The organism is Pseudomonas sp. F1_0610, from assembly GCF_047470865.1.
Taxonomy (GTDB): domain Bacteria; phylum Pseudomonadota; class Gammaproteobacteria; order Pseudomonadales; family Pseudomonadaceae; genus JAZDRH01.
Genome location: NZ_JAZDRH010000028.1, coordinates 23,702 through 42,557, shown reverse-complemented (window position 1 = coordinate 42,557; position 18,856 = coordinate 23,702). Strand labels below are relative to the sequence as shown.

At 46.4% G+C, this 18,856-nt stretch carries 18 protein-coding genes; 12 read left to right on the top strand and 6 right to left on the bottom strand.

Annotated elements, in window-relative coordinates; genetic code table 11:
• Positions 1-122 (bottom strand): transposase (locus VQ643_RS13500; protein ID WP_414200354.1); only part of this gene is annotated, 122 nt, incomplete at its 3' end.
• 80 nt (positions 123-202) lie between these two features.
• Between VQ643_RS13500 and VQ643_RS13495 the strand changes: the two genes are divergently transcribed.
• Both VQ643_RS13495 and VQ643_RS13490 read left to right on the top strand, forming a co-directional pair.
• Complete coding sequence (locus tag VQ643_RS13495) at positions 203-442, top strand: hypothetical protein (RefSeq protein ID WP_414200352.1); 240 nt, start codon at positions 203-205, stop codon at positions 440-442.
• Entirely contained in the window at positions 424-864 is a 441-nt protein-coding gene (locus VQ643_RS13490) for an IS3 family transposase (RefSeq protein ID WP_414200350.1), read from the top strand. Before VQ643_RS13495 ends, VQ643_RS13490 begins: the two co-directional genes overlap by 19 nt.
• Before the next feature lie 14 nt (positions 865-878).
• Here VQ643_RS13490 and VQ643_RS13485 read toward each other — a convergent pair whose 3' ends face one another.
• On the bottom strand, positions 879-1,676 hold the full coding sequence (locus VQ643_RS13485) for a WYL domain-containing protein (RefSeq protein WP_414200348.1): 798 nt from the start codon (positions 1,674-1,676) through the stop codon (positions 879-881).
• A gap of 87 nt (positions 1,677-1,763) precedes the next feature.
• Between VQ643_RS13485 and VQ643_RS13480 the strand changes: the two genes are divergently transcribed.
• From VQ643_RS13480 to VQ643_RS13460, 5 genes are all read left to right on the top strand, one after another.
• Positions 1,764-3,254 (top strand): Wadjet anti-phage system protein JetA family protein, encoded by a 1,491-nt coding sequence (locus VQ643_RS13480; RefSeq protein WP_414200346.1) that lies wholly within the window; start codon positions 1,764-1,766, stop codon positions 3,252-3,254.
• Positions 3,244-3,882: a DUF4194 domain-containing protein gene (locus VQ643_RS13475; protein ID WP_414200345.1), complete on the top strand. Its 639-nt coding sequence runs from the start codon at positions 3,244-3,246 to the stop codon at positions 3,880-3,882. The genes VQ643_RS13480 and VQ643_RS13475 overlap by 11 nt, the downstream gene beginning before the upstream one ends.
• Entirely contained in the window at positions 3,879-7,301 is a 3,423-nt protein-coding gene (locus VQ643_RS13470; protein ID WP_414200343.1) for an SbcC/MukB-like Walker B domain-containing protein, read from the top strand. The genes VQ643_RS13475 and VQ643_RS13470 overlap by 4 nt, the downstream gene beginning before the upstream one ends.
• Positions 7,298-8,536: a Wadjet anti-phage system protein JetD domain-containing protein gene (locus VQ643_RS13465; RefSeq protein WP_414200341.1), complete on the top strand. Its 1,239-nt coding sequence runs from the start codon at positions 7,298-7,300 to the stop codon at positions 8,534-8,536. Before VQ643_RS13470 ends, VQ643_RS13465 begins: the two co-directional genes overlap by 4 nt.
• A gap of 183 nt (positions 8,537-8,719) precedes the next feature.
• Positions 8,720-12,421 (top strand): hypothetical protein, encoded by a 3,702-nt coding sequence (locus tag VQ643_RS13460; protein ID WP_414200339.1) that lies wholly within the window; start codon positions 8,720-8,722, stop codon positions 12,419-12,421.
• A gap of 208 nt (positions 12,422-12,629) precedes the next feature.
• Here VQ643_RS13460 and VQ643_RS13455 read toward each other — a convergent pair whose 3' ends face one another.
• The gene (locus VQ643_RS13455; RefSeq protein ID WP_414200337.1) at positions 12,630-12,953 is read right to left on the bottom strand and encodes a HigA family addiction module antitoxin; all 324 of its coding nucleotides are present in this window, start codon (positions 12,951-12,953) and stop codon (positions 12,630-12,632) included.
• 14 nt (positions 12,954-12,967) lie between these two features.
• Positions 12,968-13,261: a type II toxin-antitoxin system RelE/ParE family toxin gene (locus tag VQ643_RS13450; RefSeq protein WP_208194647.1), complete on the bottom strand. Its 294-nt coding sequence runs from the start codon at positions 13,259-13,261 to the stop codon at positions 12,968-12,970.
• A gap of 368 nt (positions 13,262-13,629) precedes the next feature.
• Between VQ643_RS13450 and VQ643_RS13445 the strand changes: the two genes are divergently transcribed.
• The gene (locus VQ643_RS13445; protein ID WP_414200335.1) at positions 13,630-14,085 is read left to right on the top strand and encodes a TetR/AcrR family transcriptional regulator; all 456 of its coding nucleotides are present in this window, start codon (positions 13,630-13,632) and stop codon (positions 14,083-14,085) included.
• On the opposite strand, the gene VQ643_RS13440 is transcribed toward VQ643_RS13445, so the two are convergent.
• Positions 14,086-14,655 carry a YceI family protein gene (locus VQ643_RS13440; protein ID WP_414200333.1) on the bottom strand — a complete coding sequence of 190 codons (570 nt, stop codon included), beginning with the start codon at positions 14,653-14,655 and terminating at the stop codon, positions 14,086-14,088.
• An 84-nt stretch (positions 14,656-14,739) separates the two neighbouring features.
• On the bottom strand, positions 14,740-15,657 hold the full coding sequence (locus VQ643_RS13435) for a LysR family transcriptional regulator (protein WP_414200331.1): 918 nt from the start codon (positions 15,655-15,657) through the stop codon (positions 14,740-14,742).
• 104 nt (positions 15,658-15,761) lie between these two features.
• Between VQ643_RS13435 and VQ643_RS13430 the strand changes: the two genes are divergently transcribed.
• The 4 genes from VQ643_RS13430 (at position 15,762) to VQ643_RS13415 (ending at position 18,851) form a co-directional block, all read left to right on the top strand.
• Entirely contained in the window at positions 15,762-16,625 is an 864-nt protein-coding gene (locus VQ643_RS13430; RefSeq protein ID WP_414200329.1) for a pirin family protein, read from the top strand.
• Positions 16,600-17,262, top strand: coding sequence for an isochorismate family cysteine hydrolase YcaC (gene ycaC / locus VQ643_RS13425; RefSeq protein WP_414200328.1), 663 nt, complete (start codon positions 16,600-16,602; stop codon positions 17,260-17,262). Before VQ643_RS13430 ends, ycaC begins: the two co-directional genes overlap by 26 nt.
• Positions 17,263-17,583: 321 nt before the next feature.
• A complete protein-coding gene (locus VQ643_RS13420) occupies positions 17,584-18,120 on the top strand; it encodes an AAA family ATPase (protein ID WP_414200327.1) in 537 nt (178 codons plus the stop codon).
• Positions 18,117-18,851 carry a hypothetical protein gene (locus VQ643_RS13415; RefSeq protein ID WP_414200326.1) on the top strand — a complete coding sequence of 245 codons (735 nt, stop codon included), beginning with the start codon at positions 18,117-18,119 and terminating at the stop codon, positions 18,849-18,851. The genes VQ643_RS13420 and VQ643_RS13415 overlap by 4 nt, the downstream gene beginning before the upstream one ends.
• Positions 18,852-18,856: the final 5 nt, after the last annotated feature.

Below are 18,856 nucleotides of genomic sequence, written 5' to 3'. Positions count from 1 at the left end.
CACTTGTAGAACGAAGCTGAGCTAATACCATGCTCACGGCATAGCTCAGGGACTGGAACTCCAGCCTCATTTTGTTTGAGAATTGCCATAATCTGGCTCTCAGTGAATTTTGATTTGCGCATAGAAAGCTCCTTGAGTTTATATTAATGAAATTTTCTACAAATAGCCTCTGTGGTTTTGAGGGGGGATTACAAGTAGACGTATGCAGCATGAGCTTGCTGCGCGAGGTTTTAAGTTAAGCCTCTATCGAGTTATAAAGTTAATGCGCTTGTTAAATTTAGAAGCGAAACGGCCTAAAGTTCACCGTTACTCTTTAGGGAAAGTATCCGTAGTTGCTAAGAACCATGTGAATAGACAATTTAATCCTCAACAAAAAAATCAATGCTGGGCTGGAGATATTACCTATATAAGGACTGAGCAAGGGTGCTTTATTTGGCGATAGTAATGGATCTTTATTCAAGGAAAATCATTAGTTGGGCGTTTTCAGATAGAGCAAACTCAAAGCTAGTGCGACGAGCCTTACAGCTAGCTATTGAAAAAAGAAGGCCAAAAGAGAGTTTAGTTTTTCATTCAGATCAAGGATGTCAGTACAGTAGCGAAGCATTCCTGTCTTGCCTTCAATATCACTCAATAACAGCCAGCATGAGCCGTAAAGGTAATTGTTTAGATAATGCAGTGGTTGAGCGTTTTTTTAGAAGCTTGAAATCTGAACGAATTAACTATCGAAGATATTTGAATCGACATCAAGCTGTGGCAGATATCATTGATTATATAGAGCCATTTTATAACCAAGTTAGGCGTCATGCGCATCTAGGAAACATCTCTCCAGACCAATATGAAGCAAGAACCTTAAAAGCTGCTTAATAATGTGTTCCATTTTAGTGAACCATTACATCCGTCCGGAACAGATAAATTTGAAACTCTGGCGGGTGCTGAACTTCAGGGTTTTCTGCAACCTCTAAATCTCTCAAGACATATCTTATCAAGGCGCGCCGAGTAGTAATGCGTCTGCCAATGGCGCCTTTGAACAGCTCATCTCGAATCAGTTTTTCTTGTCCCTCGGTCAATGATGGGTGTGGTCGTAACTCGAGCTGAACTTTTTCTTCCCAATTGATATCCGTTGGTGTTTCTACACCCTTAGGGGCTGACTCCGCGCAGGATATTCGGGCGAGGTTAAAGTCCCGGTGCTGTTCAGTGAGTTCATCGAAGCCCCTCACATGCCATCTTCTCCCGGCGAACACAAACGCCAAGGGATGGATAATACGTTCAATACCATCCGGATTGTTCATAGACCTGTAGATGATTCTGGAGGCTGCACCCCGGTCCATCGCTGAGTGAATAACTCGAAACAGTGCTGGATCAACGTTGGTAAAGTCTCTCTGGGTCTCCTCCACCCTGACATGAACAACTTGGTCTTTCACCGACCGGAAATAGGCGTCGATACTAAGATTAGCGATTTCTGGCTTGAATCGAGCCGTAGGAACATATCGCCCACGGCCTTGCCCTTTCAGAGTTTGAGTATTAGATGGGAATGAGTCTCGATACGAAGCCAATACCCGCGAGGCTTGCACGCTGGTTACTCCAAACTTTTCCCTAAGGCGCTGATTGGTTATCCCCCCTTCGTATGCTAGCAACATCTCAATAAACTCAAACTGCAGTCTCGTGCGGCTATCCAATGGCGTAACTCTCTGCTGGATTTGTATTAACATCAGTGTTAATTTAACATTGATGTTAACTCGAAGTCTAGGAAGATTGGGTGGCCTATGCCTGAAGATGCGGACAACCTATTTGATCGTGTACCTGAGCATATTTTTAGACCGCTCGGGGCGCACGAGCATGCGCGTCGTAACTGGTCGCTCCTAAACCATCTGTATAACGATTTCTTTGCACCTGAGGCTGATCCTCCAGAGGGAGAAGGCTGGACACAGAAGCGTGTGGTGGCATCAATTGAGCGTTTCTTGGTCCGGTGGGATGATGAGCATGAAACCAATGTTGAGGAGCGAGGGACTCCGGTAAACATACGCGCCCATGACGCTCTTTCAAGCTTCCTGGATAGTGGCTGGCTGAGCATCGATCGAGTTGGCTTTATCCAATTCGTCATCATGCGCCCCACGGTCCAAAACCTGTTTGAGTTGCTCAAAACCTTTGCTGAGCAAGGACCCGAGTTTATCGGTGGGCGTGTGCAATCGATCCGGAATAACTTACTGCAGATGCAGGCGGATCCTGAAAAAAATGCCGCTGTGTTCCAGGTTGCTGCTAAAGAATGTTCCGCGCTTATGCGAATGTTGAACACTACGCGCATGCGCGTTAGGGAAGCTAGTGAATACTTGCGCACCCAGGAGTCAACCCATCTCTTCCTCGAGAAGTTTTTTGGTGACTATATCTCCAGTTTGTATATCGGCGACTACTCAGACCTGTTTTCTCGAAATCATCCTCTCGCATCTCGCTGGGATATCGTCGACCTCGCTTCCCGAATTACAGAAGAACCAGAAAGTCGTGAACGATTGCGTCGGTGGTATCGCAAGAACTTACGTTGTCGGTCTACTGAAGAAGCGGATGCATTAATTGAAAGTGATACGGCCCGTGTTCTGGCACTTCGCGAGGTGGACCGATTGCTCGCACGCCTTAAAGATGCCGTCACCCGCGCTAACGACCAAGCCCTCGGATATCTCGAATACAAGGTCCGCTCTCAGGGCAATTTCGATATGAAGACCGATCAGGTCATAAATGCAGTTGTTCGCGCTGCTGATTCGCGACCCAATGATAAAAATCTGGCTCTACCCACAGGTTGGTCTCAAGGAAGACTCTTAAGTGAAGACGCCCTGAAAATGCCGAACAAGAAGCCACGAAAGCGCAAAGGTGCGGTTATCCAGAAGCGTCAGCTGTCACCGGAGGCAAGAGCACGACGATTGGTCCGTCAAATCATGAAGGGGAACCGAGAGGTTTCGGAGGCTCGCATTATTCAGTACATCGATCGTCATGTGGACCCTGGAGGTATTTTGGAAAGCAGTTCCATGGAAGTGGATTCCATCAACGACCTATGTATTTTGGCAGCATTCTCTCGCCTTGGGTTGATTGCCGACCGAACGGAAAGGAATGCTCGGGCTGGCATTGTTCGACCAACACTATTTAAGAAGCTCAACAGGCATATCGAGATTGAACTGACAGGTGAGCGCTTTGAGAACGAATACATTGAGGCGCCTGTTGTAAGGATTCGTCGCCGAAAGGACGGGAGTACAAATAATGCCAACTAGCTGGAAACGTATTGCAGAGCAAGACGAGGCTCATACTGTTCGGGATTTTCAGAGGGCGGCACAACGTCTGATTGTTGATCAAGTGTTGTACCAGGCAAACCCGAAGCAGAGATCAGACTATGACTTGGTGGCGGCCCATGAATCTGCATTCGCGGAAGCGCTTGATCTCTTTGGCTGCATGCTCGATCTCAATATCCAGGAGCGATATGTGGCTGCTGTTCCGACAGTTACCGAAGTTAGCAAGATTCCTCTGATGCACACCTTGTTGGCTTTGGTATTGCGGAAATTGTACGACCATCACATGAACAGGGGATCACTCAATGCAGGCGTTGCGGGTGTTAGCTTGCCTGAACTCGAGGCAGCGTTCCAGGAATCAACAGGACGTGAATTACCAATGAAGCCCCAGTCAGAGCTTCAGGGGATGATGGATGCAATGAAAAGGTGGGGAATTGCTCGTTTAGTCAGAACTGAGAACTTAGGAGAGGCGACATGGTTTGCTGAGATTCTGCCCGGTATTCAAAGCCTGATAAACGAACGAACTCTCGCCATGCTGAAATCCCATGCAGAATTGTTATATGAGCCTGATGGGTTGGGCGATACAACAGAACAAAAGGAGAGTTCTTTGTGAAACAGCTCAAACGCATCTCACTGGTCCAGTTCTATCTCCACGAAGCCGTTGATATTGAGGTAGCAGGAGCAACTGCCTTCTTGGGTCCAAATGGCTCTGGAAAATCGTCGACGCTAGACGCGATACAAATCGCAATGCTCGGGGGAAACCAGCAGTACACACGCTTTAATACCCAATCGGTATCAACCAAGCAGCGGCGAAGCTTAGCTGGCTATTGCCTTGGCATGCTCCGCAATCCAGAGAAAGACAGTGAAGTGATCGGGCGCGCGCGTGACGAGGCTCGAACCTACATCATGTTGGTCTTTGGCGATAATACGGAAACTGAATGGGTTTCTGCTGGAATTTGCATCGAGGCCGATGCAGAAACCGATGAGCACGAGGTTAAAGGCCTTTTCGTCCTTCCTGGGTTGGCTTTAAAAGCTGACGATTGCATCGTCTACGACGGCGACGATCAACGCCCGATCTCGTTCGCAGACTTTCGGGAAAATGTCCGAGAACAAGCTCGGAACAAAGGACGGACGCCCATCTTTACCGATAAATCGAGTGAGTATGTTCAGGAGCTTCTATACGCTCTGAATGGCGAGCGAATGCCTAATGCACGACGGTTTATGTCGTCTTTTGTAAAGTCGATGACCTTGAAGAATGTCGATTCGATCGATCAATTTGTCCGAGATTACGTCGTTGAGTCCAATCCAGTTGATATTGCGACGTTTCGCAAGCAGGTCGAACAGTTTATCGCATTGCGCGATTTGATCATGAAAACAAAGGCAAGAATCTCACGGCTGGAAGGCATCATTACTGACTTTGATCGCGCGCGCCAGGCGGAACGTCGAATCGCAACTCTTGAAGCCATAGAAGCTATATTTAATGTCGAATGGCTGGGAGAGAAGATTGACGATATTGAAACCCAGATCGATACACTCAAAGACCAGACAGAAACGGCGCAAGGCCTTGCTGCTGATGCGAAAGAACAGCGAGATCTCAAACAAGAGGAAATTACCCAACTGACGGTTCGCTTGGAGAGCGACCAGAATGAGCAGCTTCGGCAACGCCTCGAAGATCAGATTAGCTCCCAGCGCCAAATAATTACAGCCTACCAACATCCCGAGATATCTCGAGCGAACCGCCTGATCACTTCGCTAAGAGAATTGATCGACGAACCGGTTTTTTCTGAGATTCGAAGTCTTATGAGCACCGTGGTTGATGAGCTGGTCGAGGCTCGGGGAAATGAAAACTCGGGAAGCGCGCTGAGCGAATCAATTGGGAAGCTCGACGGGGATCTCGCACAAATTCGGGTCGTCTCTCAGTCTAATCTAGCCTTGATCCAAAAGAAGCAAAATGAACTGGGTGAGGAGCGTGATGCAATTCGACGTCGGATTTCAGCAGCAGCTCAAACCGGGCGATTGTTGAATGATGGCGCAGCGCGGTTATTGGAGATACTTAATCGCGCCGGTATGGAAGCTAAGCCCCTGTCGGCGTTACTACGCATTTCGGACGCAAGCTGGGCACCGGCTTTGGAGGCTTATTTAGGTGGTGATCGTGATGCTCTGATTATCACGGAAGGAGAGACCCGTGAGGCTGTCAAACTATTGCGCCAGGCGAGGCAGCAAGGCATCCAGGTAAACGGTGCGGCTATCATCCAGCCATTTCACCTACGCAATGTCGACACTTCCGCTAAAGGTGAGGAATTCGCATTGGGTGTTTTTGAGACCGATGACGATACGGCTCGTCGTTTCGTTTGGCAGAAGTTCGGAAACATGCGCTTAGTCGACACCGAACTGGAGCTCGAGACCCATCCAAGAGCAATCACCCGCGACGGAATGCTGAGTCAGGGAGGTCTAACTAAATCCATCCGCATCGCACCGATAAGTGATCTTCGTATAGGCAAGGAAGTCCAGGACACATCGCAATTATCGCGACATGTATCGGAACTCCAGGGAGAACTGGAGCAGCTTGAGACGCAGAGGAAACTCGTGGAAGGGCTCGAAAAAGCTCTCGCCACGAACGCCAACGATGACGATCAGGGCGTCACTGAGAAGCTCGCAGAGGCCAATAAGGTGATTAACCTGGCATATCAGCAGCTCAAGGGCCTAGATGTCTCCCACCTAGATGAGTTGCGATCTCTTCTTAGTGCTGCTGTCTCGCAACACTCAGAATACGACAATCAGTATATGAAGCATGATCGACTCGCGGCAGGGTTGAAAGAGCAAATAGGTCAATGTGGGGAGCGGAAAGAGCAACTGGAACAACAGTTACCTGCAAGTCGCCAAGCTGAACATGAAGCTGTAACCAACGCTTTAGTCGATAAAGAGTGGCTGGACAGTATGAAAGACGAGATTGAGCGCGCCGAAACCAGCTACGATCTTCGGCTTAAAGAGGTGGATAGGAAACTTGACTATCACACACCCCGCTTGAGGAAGGCCGAGGAAAACGCTTCTCTTGAACTTGCCCGCTATGTCCAAGACGAGCGTTTGGATGTGCAAGTACCCCATATGGAATGGCATGAACGTTATGCATGGACACTAGAGGAAAAGACGAAGCTTTTTAATACCGAATTGCATCGGTACGAGGAGGAAGCTGAGTTGGCCCGTCAGGCATCCGAGGAAACGTTGCGCTCAGACATCGCTATGTCTCTCCATGATCGATTCAAAGAAATGGAGTTGGAGCGTCGGGAGCGAAATAAAATACTTGAATCATGTCCGTCTTTCACCGGTGGGGAACGTTACAAGTTCACAGCCAAGGTTGTGCCGCAATACGAAGCCTTAGTGCGATACATCAATCAGATTGCTCAAGAAGACACCAATTTTTCTTTGTTTGCCGAAAACCCCGATGAGATTAATGAAACACTCCGCGATCTCGTGGAAGCCGCTGCTGACTCTGGTAACGCTAGTGGCGTTCTAGACTACCGACAGTTCTATACCTTTGATTTAGACATCTTGGTCGATGGTAAAAGAGTGGATCGTATGAGTAATCGGCAAGGGGCAGGATCCAATGGTGAACACATAGCGCCGATGTACGTTGCCGCGGGTGCTGCTCTTGCAAAGGCTTATAGGCTCCACAGTAACAAAGGAAAGCAACGCGGTATCGGCCTTATTTGTCTTGATGAGGCTTTTCATGGCATGGACACAATCAACGCCATAGCCACAGCACGCTTCCTACAAAGCATTGGTTTGCAGCTTATTATGGCGGGGCCGGAGCTTGAACGCACTAAGCTGGCACCTGTCACCCAGACCATCTATGACCTGGATAGAGAAGGGTTGGATCTACAAATGGAACGGACCAAATTCAAGGAGGCAGCCAACAAACTGATGGTGAGTGATATGCCTGACGAGAACCCAGAAGTTATGAAAGGTGCTTACCAGCAACTTGGACTTGAACAGCCAGAAGAATATGCAGTTTCTAACAATGGTGGGCAATGATGCTGCGCTCAGGAGCAGATGCATGTGATGAGAGTATGCGTCGCCTTATCAAAAAAGCTGCCCGTGCTGTATTCGCAGATGGCGAACTTGAACCGTCTGTAGAAAAAATTTCGGTAAGTTTGCCTGCAACGAATTCGAGCTTGCGGGAGTACTATCGCCTTGAGCGATTTGCAGACCGAGAGGAGTATCATGCACGACTGCAGATATACTCAAATGCAAAGGCGATAAAGGTAGATTGGGACGTCGGTGCAGGAGAGAGAGGGCAACTCTCGAGATTAACGCTGCTTGATCCTAAAGCAGTGGTAAGTATTCTTGGCGAAGAATTGCCTTGGGAAGTTGCCTCGCGAGCCATTGCAAGAATAGGGGCTGTAGCTAAAGAAGGGCTCCCTAACGTTGACCACATTATTGATGCTTGGCGTCTTGGAAAGGCCCCTGCAGGTGTGCCAGCAGAGCGTGCAAATCAACTGGTCGACAGCATGAGGGTTATAGATGCCGCGCAAAAACTTTCTGAAGGTGGACAGGATGTACTGCTCCGCAAGCTAAGCGCCAGGCTATTCGGTGACAGTAAACGGATAGAAGCACTGTCTCGTCAGTTTGCTTTCCTTCTTGGAGAGCCCGCAGAAACCGAAGAAGACGATGTTTTTGCGCGGTTAGGCCTGGTAAAGCATCCTCAACCTATGCTTCTGAGTGGCCCACCGGATTGTAGAATTCAAATTGAAGGGGTAGCTATTCCTCTGGCGTACCCCTATCTCGGCTTCAGACCGGACACTATTAAAGGCCTGGTCGCTTCAAATGCTCCTATTCGGCGTGTTCTCACCATTGAGAATCTAGCGAGCTTCAACGAAGCAGCTGACCTCGCAGAAAACGCGAGGGACTTGCTGATCGTTTATCTTGCTGGTAACCCTACACCATCTTTTCTCGCGGCATACAATCGAATACTTTCATCCATGGAGTCCATCGAAATCCTGCATTGGGGCGACATTGATGTAGGTGGGTTTAGGATTGCGGCAAGATTAGCCGATAGCATCAGGTCTACCGGCCATAGTCTTAAGCTTTGGCGGATGAATCCATTGGAAGTAGCTTCGGAACAGCAAAAGACCGTCCCGGAAAAGAAAATCGAAGAAGCATCAACAATATGCGAGAAATACGGCTGGAACAAAGAAGCCAAAGGATTACGGAGCAATCCAGTATTTCAGGAGCAAGAGTTCCTCGATTGGGCTCCTCCGAATGATTAAACGAGAACATAACTCATTGAAACACAGTGGTGTTATCCCAGTTTTCCACTTTTCCCAGTTCGGTGATGGACTCCGGCGTCCGGATTTAAAGAAAGTTGCCGACAATTACTGCGGAGGATTTTCACCATGCGTATAACAGCAACCCATCTCACACAGTGGTCAGACAGGCGTGAAGCCCAGGGGATGCTTCCCGTATTGGTGAGAAGATTGATTTCGGCAACAGCTCGTACCACGGCACTTGTCATGCCGGGCGGCGACTCGGTCAATATACCTGGCTGGGACGGTGTTATAGAAACGGCAGAGGGAAACCCTTGGGTTCCGAGTGGAGTCAGTTATTGGGAACTGGGCACTTCAAAAGATCCGGCTTTTAAAGCGAGAAGTGATTTCAAAAAACGTCTGGAACAAATTTCCAAAGCGGATGCTGCTCGGGCCATTTTCCTTTTTGTGACTTCTCGTCGTTGGCCTGGAAAAGACGCATGGCGGGAAAGCATGAGAAGCCTGAATGCTTGGGCTGATGTTTGGGTGTGGGATGGAGACGATCTCGAAGCCTGGTTGGAAACCTCTCCGGCCACCGCGTTGTGGTTGGGTATTCAGTTGGATATCGCCGGTCACGGCATAGAGGCTGTAGAGAACCACTGGGCGCACTGGGGCAACCAATCCAAACCGGTTGTAACAGCCTCTAATTTGTTTGTCGGTCGGGAGGAATCCAGGACTGCATTAAAGAACAGCATCCAGCAGCATGAACCGTTGATTTCTGTTATGGCTGACAGTCAGTCCGAAGCCGTTGCCTTTGTATGCGCACTATTGATTGAAGAAGGATATTCCACACGCGCCGCCTGCGTAACCTCAGAAGAAGGCTGGCAATTTGTCGATGCTAACCCTGGCATTGAAGTGGTAGTCATCACCGATAACCGACTGAGCTACCATCGTTCCCCGCGTAATGGAATTAGCCTAATAGTCCCTATGGCTTTTGGAGATCAGGCTTTCAATCTCATGGGCATTGGTGGAAGAGCGATAGAGCAGAAAACTATAGAGCTCCGACGTCCAAAGCCTGATGAATTCGAGAGATCCCTGATTGAACTGGGTATAGCAGCATCTGATGCTGCCCGACATGCTCGTACAATGGGAAGATCGTGGACCGTTTTTCGCCGTTGGCATGCGCTAAATCCCGCCATCAAGAAGCCGGAATGGATCGAGGCTGCCGATTCCACAAGCCTGCTTATTCTGACTCTCGTAGGTGCCTGGAATAGCGCCTCAGATGGTGACAAGGCTTGCATCTCAAAGATTGCCAACCGCGCTTATGAGGACATCGAAAACGAACTACTGCGACTAGTCGCCCTCGATGATGCGCCCGTGATAAAAATCGGCTCCCTATGGAAAGCCAAGGCACCGCTAGAGTTGTTGCATCTCATAGCCCCTCGGATAACGAGCGATATATTGAGGAGATTCTTCGAGGTCGCCAGGGCTGTGTTCGAAGAGCCTGACCCGGCCTTGGATCTCGAGGAAGATAAGCGTTGGATGGCTTCTATCTATGGCAAGGTTCGTGAGCACTCCGGTGTTGTGATGGAAGCCATGGCGGAGTCAATTGCGAAATTGGGTTACTTTTCTGATAGCGCGGGCTCAACTGTTATCAGCGACCATGTGAGGCGCTTCGTTGGTCAGCTTCTTGAAGAAGCTAGCGGAGAGCGCTGGCTTTCAATTTCATCCTTTCTAAGGTCATTCGCCGAGGCCGCTCCCGATGAGTTCCTGCGCGCGCTCGAAAACAGTTTGCGTAAGCCTGACAAACCGGTTGCTCGGCTAATTACAGAAACACAATCATCGGGGGTATCTGGCCGCTGCTGGCATGCCACCCTGCTTTGGGCACTGGAGTTGTTGGCGTGGTACCCCGTCCGGCTTGGCCGAGTGGCGAACATCCTTGCTGAACTGTCTGATGTGGAAGTAAAAGGTAATTGGGGCAACACACCGTTCAATTCATTGGTTTCTCTTTTTCGACCATGGTGCCCGCAGACGGCAGCGTCGGTCGAACTTCGACTTCGTGCAGCCAGAAACATAACTGAGCGACATCCTGAAACAGCTTGGAAACTTTTGTTGGCATTGCTACCAGGGCGACACGATATGGCTTCACCTAATGCAAAGCCACAGTGGCGCGACGATGACGCTGGCGCAGGCGAAGTTGTCACCTATGGAGAAATAGAGCAGCTCGTACTTCCAGTTGCAAATTTGTTGCTCGAACAAGCTCAGGGAAATGCCAAGCGCATTGCCGATTTAATACCCAAGATTGATGAACTGGATACGAATTTCCGTGACGAGGTCATAGCATTGGTTGTCAGCGCAAAAAGCTTCCCCGATGAAGATCGGGAAATTGTTCGCAGTGCAACCAGGGAATTCCTGAACTGGGAGAACTCGTTTAATCAGGACGGTAACCGGCATGATCGCTATTCAGCCGATGCACTGAGGCCATTATTCGACGCACTCGCCCCCGATGATTTGGTCATCCGACATGTCTGGGTTTTCTCCAGTGGCTGGGTGGGGCTCCCTGACGGACGGGAGGAAAACCACGAAGAAGCTGACAAAGCGAGAGGGACATTGCGCACCATGGCAATTCGGGAAATATACGAAAATCTGGGCTGGCAAGGTATCAACAAATTAGCCAAACAATGTGAGGATCCAAGGCTTGTGGGCTGGGAGCTTGTCAAGGAGCCATTTGAACGCATCGATGTGTCAACATGGTTATGCCGATGGTATGTCAACTTGCAAAACACCTCGTTTTTCGACTCATTGACCTGTGGGGTACTGCATGCGGTGCCGCAAGAAGAATGCATTGATTTCCTGCAAACATGCCTGCACCTGCTTGGGAAGGAAACTGAATCTCCAGAGAAAGTATCTGGGTTTATATCCAATGCTCCCCAAGTCATGGCGTTGTGGGAACTTATTGAAAACCAGCCGCCGGCGGTTCACGATCATTTTTGGTCGATTGTCAGACCATCCTACATCCGATCAGACAGCGATCATCTGTCTTTCTGCATGGAAAAGCTGTTGACTGCTGGCAGGCCACGTACCGCCTTGGAAGCCATGGGAGATCGCGCAATCGAGCTGCCAGGTGAACTACTGATCCGAATGCTTAAGGGGATAGCTTCTGGCCAAGAAGACGGTACTGCCCTTGCACAGTCTTGGCATATCGCTCGTGTGTTCGAGGCACTTCCCAAAACTGGCTGCAGCCAATCTGAGATGGTCAGCCTGGAATTCGCTTACTACCCGATTCTGGAAAATGACAAGTATGGAGTGCCCCATTTGATGGCGGAGATATTGAGCGTACCAGAATCATTCATGGAACTGATATGTCTTGCATTCAAACCTCGTAACGACGAGCGCGAACCGATACCCGAAAACCTGCATGCAGCCGCGGAAACAGCCGGCTCTTTGATCCACCGTGGACGCGGTGTTCCGGGGGGAAGCTCTAACGGAGAAATTGACAGAGAGTTATTTTTCTCTTGGATCAACAGAGTGCGAGATCTGGCAAAGGAGAAAGATCGAGAAGCTGTCACCGACCTAACGGTGGGAGCCTGGCTTTCCGACTGGCCACTGAACAAAAAACTGGAGTGCTGGCCAGACCTTATCATTGCTGAGCTATTGGATCGGGATGACTGTGAAGACATCAGACGAGGTTTCCATACAGGAGTACATAATTCCCGAGGCGTTACCTCTCGTATGCCATACGACGGCGGAGAGCAGGAGCGAAAGGTTGCAGAGGAGTTCAAGCGTTTCTCCATTCAATGGAAAGACTCGAAACCCAACGTTGCTGCAATGATCGAAAGCCTTGCCAGATCATACGAACAAGACGCCCGGCGTCATGATGAAGACGGATTATGGGCCCAAGAGCGGTAAAGAACTCTAATATATTAAGGACTCAATCACATTTGGATAAGAATGGAAAATTTTGAACGCTTCTCGTGCCGTAGATCATAGTCACATGGTGCGCATACTGATCGCTGCTTTACCTAGGTGGAAAAAACCTGGTACCGGTAACTTCTCTTATGGCGGCTATTTGTAGATCTCCTGAAAAACGGGAAGCGCGGCGGAATCAAGATTTTCTTCAAGCCTGCTTCATCGGCAGAACGTGAGGCTTTACACGTTTCACATTTTTCGCTTCCTGCTCATAGGCACGATGACGAACATCCCATAACTCAACGGCGTGCTGAATATTCAGCCAAAACTCCGGCGTATTCCCCAAAGCCGCTGCGAGTTTGATTGCCATGGGTGCTGTCAGCGTGCCTTTGTCATGCGCAATCCGACTGAGTGTATTTCTGTGCACACCCATTGCTTCGGCAAGTTCACTGCTTTCTATGTTCATCGGCTCCAGAAACTCGGTGACCAGCATTTCGCCAACGGTCACTGGACGACGTTTTGTATTCCTCATTACCATAACCTCCTCTAGCCCTTGTAAACATGCGGGTCTAGATATGTATCTTGGGCGGTGCCATCTTCCCAGCGAAAAATCAGGCGATACTGCTTGTTAACCCGAATAGAACACCATCCAGACAGGTTTCCTTGCAAATGTTCGAAACGATTACCTGGTGGAATCCTCAAGTCTGACTCCTGCGTCGCGGCATCCAGAATCAGAATCTTTCTAAAAAGGGCGCTTTCAATAGTGCTGGGTATTTTCTTATGACTTTGGTCTTGTTCGTAAAAAACCTCTAGCCACGTATCCCTGAATTCAACCGCCATAATTACCTGATCACTTTTTACTCATTTTATGCACAATAATGTTGTGCGTCAAGTCCGTTCAAAATGAGAACGGATCCGTTTAGAAAACGATGTTACTATAATTTGGTCTGACAGAAAGGGACTATCGAGCAACTTCAAGGCGCTGATTTCATAGAGATAAAAGCGTATACAAGGCTCCCAGTTTCCCACTTATCCCAGTTTAAAATGGGTGGTTAGGAGCTGATGAAGAGGAAATTTACCAATACTTACACTTCTTTTCGCAAATTTCCGCACTCCGAGAGTGCTCCAAAAAATTTACAAGCTATTGTTTTTAAAGGACAATAAATATTCTGTATCGGAAAATAAAAGCACTCTCAAGACTGACAGCAGTGGGTGTTGATCTAATCCGCGATACAGCGCAGGTTTCGAAAACATCAATGTATCGCTTGTTTGGTTCTAAAAGCAGTTTAATTGAGGCTGTTTTAATTAAGCGACATGCTCAATTCGTTGAAGGGCTTACAAATATTGTTGTAGGAACTACGAAAGAAAAATTGAAAAGACTCTTGGATTGGCACTTTGAATGGTTTGCTCAGGAGCATTTTAGGGGCTGTATGTTTATGCATACGCTGGCGGAATTTAACTCAAGTGATGAGTTAATTACTCAGCAAGCACTTATCCATAAACTATGGCTGAAGCACTTTATTGAAAACAGCCTAGAGATTCCAGAAAGAAATGCTGAGTTGTTATTAACATTTATCGAGGGGCTTATTGTGAGAGCAGAGTTTAAGCAGTTATCAGCCGTTGATAGTTACTATCAAGCGGCTGAGTCGCTGGCGTTTAGTTAGTTATTGCTTCACAGCTTCAACTTGAACCTTGATTAGCACTTCGTTTGGAATGCCCATGCCAGACAAGAAGTCTACGCCCCATTTAGTGCGGTCAATAGTTGTTGTGAAATCGCCACCACAAACTTCTGCGCCGTCAAACATTGGGTTTTCATAGCAGTTGAATTGAGTAGCCGTCAGGGTTACAGGGTGGGTTTTATTAAGAATGGTTAAATCACCAACTACGCTTTTTACGTGCTTGCCATCAAAGTTGAATTGAGTGGATTTAAACGTAATAGCTGGAAACTGATCTGCTTTTAAAATGTCAGCACTTTTCATGTGATTATCGAATTGCTCATTGCCTGTGATAATTCTATCCACAGGAATAACCAATTCTAAATGAGCAGTATTAGATTTAGCAGAATAACTAATATCGCCAGTAATATTGTAGAAACCACCATGATTCGTAGTAGTATCAAAATGACCAATCTCAAAGCGAGCGTTAGTGTGGGCAGGGTCTAACTTATACACATCGGCATAAGTCATAGTTGCAAAGAGTGTAAGTGCAGCACCTGAAAGCATAAGTTTTGTCATAGATTCACCTATTCGTTAAGTTATAGATCCATCATAGCTATGCAACTATTAGTAGTGTAGATGGGGATTTTGAGTTGCACTGTTCTATTTATGGAACAGTTCTTTATCGATTTGCTTAAATGAAGCCACAAGATAGTCAATAAACAACCTTACTGATGGTAATAAACCTCTGCGTGAAGCAAATACGGCATGAATAATTTCATCTTTCGGCTGCCATTGTGGTAATACGCGAATTAAGGTTCCATTATTGAGTTGTTCTTGAATCATCATTAATGGCAGCTGCACTACACCAATTCCTGCAATGGCCGCTTGTTTTAATGTCAGCATATCTGTAGTGATTAGGCGTGGATCATAATTAATGAGCGCTTGCGTTGTATCTGGTCCTTGTAATTGCCATTGGTAGTTTTGGTTAATTTCACCTAATGCCAAACTGGGAATACTGGCTAAATCGGATGGGTTTTCAATACAAGGAAATTGGGCTAGTAAGTCAGGGCTTGCTACCAGTGAGTGCGCCCGTTCAGCTAATACGCGTAAAATTAAATCTGTGCTTTGCAATGGAGCAGGGCGAACACGTATTGCAACATCAATAGCTTCTGCCACTACATCTACTTTTCTATTGGTAGCTAATAATTGCACTTTTAGTTTTGGGTATAGCGCCATAAAGTCCGACAACATTTGCGCAATATTCATGTTAAGCATAGCAATAGGGCAGCTGACTTTAATTAATCCACAAGGCTCTGCTTGTGAAGCATCTATCACTTCTTGTGCGGCCTCTGCTTGAATCAACATAGCTTTGCAGTGTTCGTAATAACTACTACCAATTTCGGTTAGTTGGAATTGTCGAGTAGAGCGATGGATTAAACGAACACCTAAGCGTTCTTCTAGTACTGCAATTCGCCGGCTGATTTTTGACTTAGGAATGCCTAATACACGAGCAGCAGGACTAAAGCCTGCATGGTCAACGGCTTGGACGAAATAATATAAATCATTGAGATCTTGCATTTTATTGTCCTAAAAATAGAACTATGTTGTTCAAATTAGCTATCTACACAGAGTATTGATCTAATTTTACTATTTCTCCATCAAGTTTTTGCTGGAGAAACAGCATGAAAAAAGTACAAGGCATTTATAGCGCACCGTCCTCGCATTGGGTCGGCGACGGTTTTCCTGTGCGCTCGCTCTTTAGCTATAACAACCATGGCAAGCAATTAAGCCCGTTTTTGCTACTAGATTATGCAGGCCCAGAATACTTTTCCTCGACTGATAATGTGCGCGGTATTGGCGCTCATCCTCATCGTGGTATAGAAACGGTGACCTTGGTTTATAACGGCGAAGTGGCACATAAAGATTCTACAGGTGAAGGTGGTGTAATAGGTGCTGGTGATGTGCAGTGGATGACAGCTGGGGCTGGAATCTTGCATGAAGAATACCATTCGCCAGCATTTGCTAAGTCAGGTGGACTATTACGCATGGTTCAACTTTGGGTCAATTTGCCTGCAAAAGACAAAATGACACCTGCACGGTATCAATCCATTGAACAGCAACAAATACCTCAACTAGCACTGGATGATAACAGTAGTTATGCGCGTGTTATTGCGGGTAACTATCAAGGTTTGTTAGGGCCTGCACATACATTTAGCCCACTGCAATTAATAGATTTTCATTTGAAAGCCGCGAGCCTTTATCAATTTAAGGTTAATTCAAACTGGAATACGGCCTTGGTTGTTCTGCAAGGCACTGTGTTGGTGAATGGTAATAATTTAGTCACTGAATCACAGCTGGCACTGCTCGATCCAGAAGGCCAAGACATCAGCCTTGAAGCAACGAGCGACGCTATTGTTCTATTACTCAGTGGGGAAGACCTTAATGAACCTGTTGCAGGCAGAGGACCTTTTGTAATGAACACCCAAGAACAACTTGAACAAGCCTTTCGTGATTTTCGAAATGGCCAGTTTGAACACCATCATTAATCAATGGAGAAACACTGTGACTAAGCCTTATGTATGTCTAGATAAAGATAATGCTGCCGTTTTATTAGTTGACCATCAAACAGGATTATTATCGCTGGTGCGCGATATTGACCCTGACAAGTTCAAAAATAATGTATTAGCCTTGGGCGCCCTCGCAAAATATTTTAACTTACCAACTATTTTAACTACCAGTTTTGAACAAGGTCCAAATGGTCCTTTGGTGCCTGAGTTAAAAGCACAGTTTCCTGATGCGCCTTATATTGCGCGTCCAGGGCAAATTAACGCATGGGATAACCAAGACTTTGTTGATGCTATTAAGGCCACTGGTAAAAAACAGTTAATCATTGCTGGCGTAGTGACTGAGGTTTGTGTTGCTTTCCCTGCATTATCAGCACTGGCAGAAGGTTTTGATGTCTTCGTAGTAACGGATGCTTCTGGAACCTTTAACGAATTAACGCGTGATTGTGCATTAAACCGTATGTCGCAAGCTGGCGCTCAATTGATGACATGGTTTGCTGTGGCTTGTGAATTACATCGTGATTGGCGTAACGATGTCGAAGGTCTAGGCGCATTATTCGCAAATCATATACCTGATTATCGAAACTTGATGACCAGCTATAACACCTTTACTAAGTGAGAGCTGTAACAAATCTCAACAAATAACAGCTTTAAAAGTGCTTTATCTCATTACAGATAGAGTACTTTTATTATTTTTATAAAGTATTTAGTAATTTACCGAAAAGTACTTGAGTTTTTTCTGTAAATAGCGCTATATACAGAGTATCTTTTTAACGACGAATTGAATTCATGTTTTTAGCCAACCTAATCACTAAGATTAAGATGATTACCATCTCCAAGCAGGTGGGGTAGTCGTGTAGCTAAAAACTAAACCCGCCATTGCTAGGCGGGTTTTTATTTTCCCGCTAAGTCAGTGGTGTTTAGCCAATAGGAAAATAATATGCCCAGTTTGAATGTGCTAAATTTTGTTGATCGAGCGACCCGCGTGCATTTTGTTTGTGGAAAAATTGCTTCAGGAAAATCAACCTTAGCTCAGCAATTATCTCGTAAACTTAATGCACGTTTAATTAGTGAAGATGCTTATTTAGCACAGCGCTATCCTGGGCAAATCCAAAGCATTCAAGACTACGCCAGCCTTACCGAACGTCTTAAGCAAGAATTAGAACCTGAATTATTAGCTTTACTGCGACAAGGCCACAAATTAGTTCTCGATTTTCCGGCTAATACACCTAAAGCTCGTGCTTGGTTGAAAACCTTAGCAGACACTGCTCAAGTAAAACATCAAATGCATGTGTTGCAAGTGTCTGATTCAGTATGTAAAACACGTTTATCCAAACGTAATGCCTTAGGTGAACATCCTTTTCAACCCAGCGCAGGAGATTTTGATCTATTTAGCCGTTATTTTTCACTGCCAAGCTTTGCTGAGGGGTTTAATACTGTTTTCTATAAAAGCTCACTAATTAGTAATGACGAATGACCATTCGAACAGATGTTTATCAAGCGCCAATACAAGATTTTATTCAGCCTGTATTAACTGAGGTAACAGCGCAACTACAAGCGATTTTACCTAATATGCATAGCCTCTACTTATACGGCAGTGCCGCTAGTGGAAAGGCGATTAACGGAAAATCGGATCTTGATTTAACACTGGTGCTAACAACAGAATTAACGGAGATACAGCAACAACAGTTAAATTGCCTTAAATATCATCTTGTTGATAAGTATAAAACTGTCAGCAAAATAGATTTTGACTGCGGCTTACTAGATGAAATACTTAATGAAAAAAGTCTCTATCGCTGGGGAAGTTGGTTAAAGCATTATTGCCAATGGGTGGATGGGGATAATTTACGTCTACACTTTCCTGTGTTTAAGCCAAGCCGACAACTGGCGATAGCAATCAACCTAGGTTATGCACAGCTTATTCAGGATGATTTAGCATTATTAGAAGCCACTACCAGCGCAAATACAAAAATACTATTAAAAAATCAAATCTGTAAGCGTTTGATTCGCGCCAGCAATATTAAGAGGCCATTAGAAGAACAGCAGTGGCCATTTCAACTAGAGGACTATATACAGCTATTTAGCCGTTGGTATCCTAATTTATCCACAGATATTCATTATTTTTATAGCTTACTCAAGCACGTTACTTTCTCAACAGAACAATTAAAAAACAAAGCGTTCCTATTTATGGGTTTTTTATCTAGTTAATAACA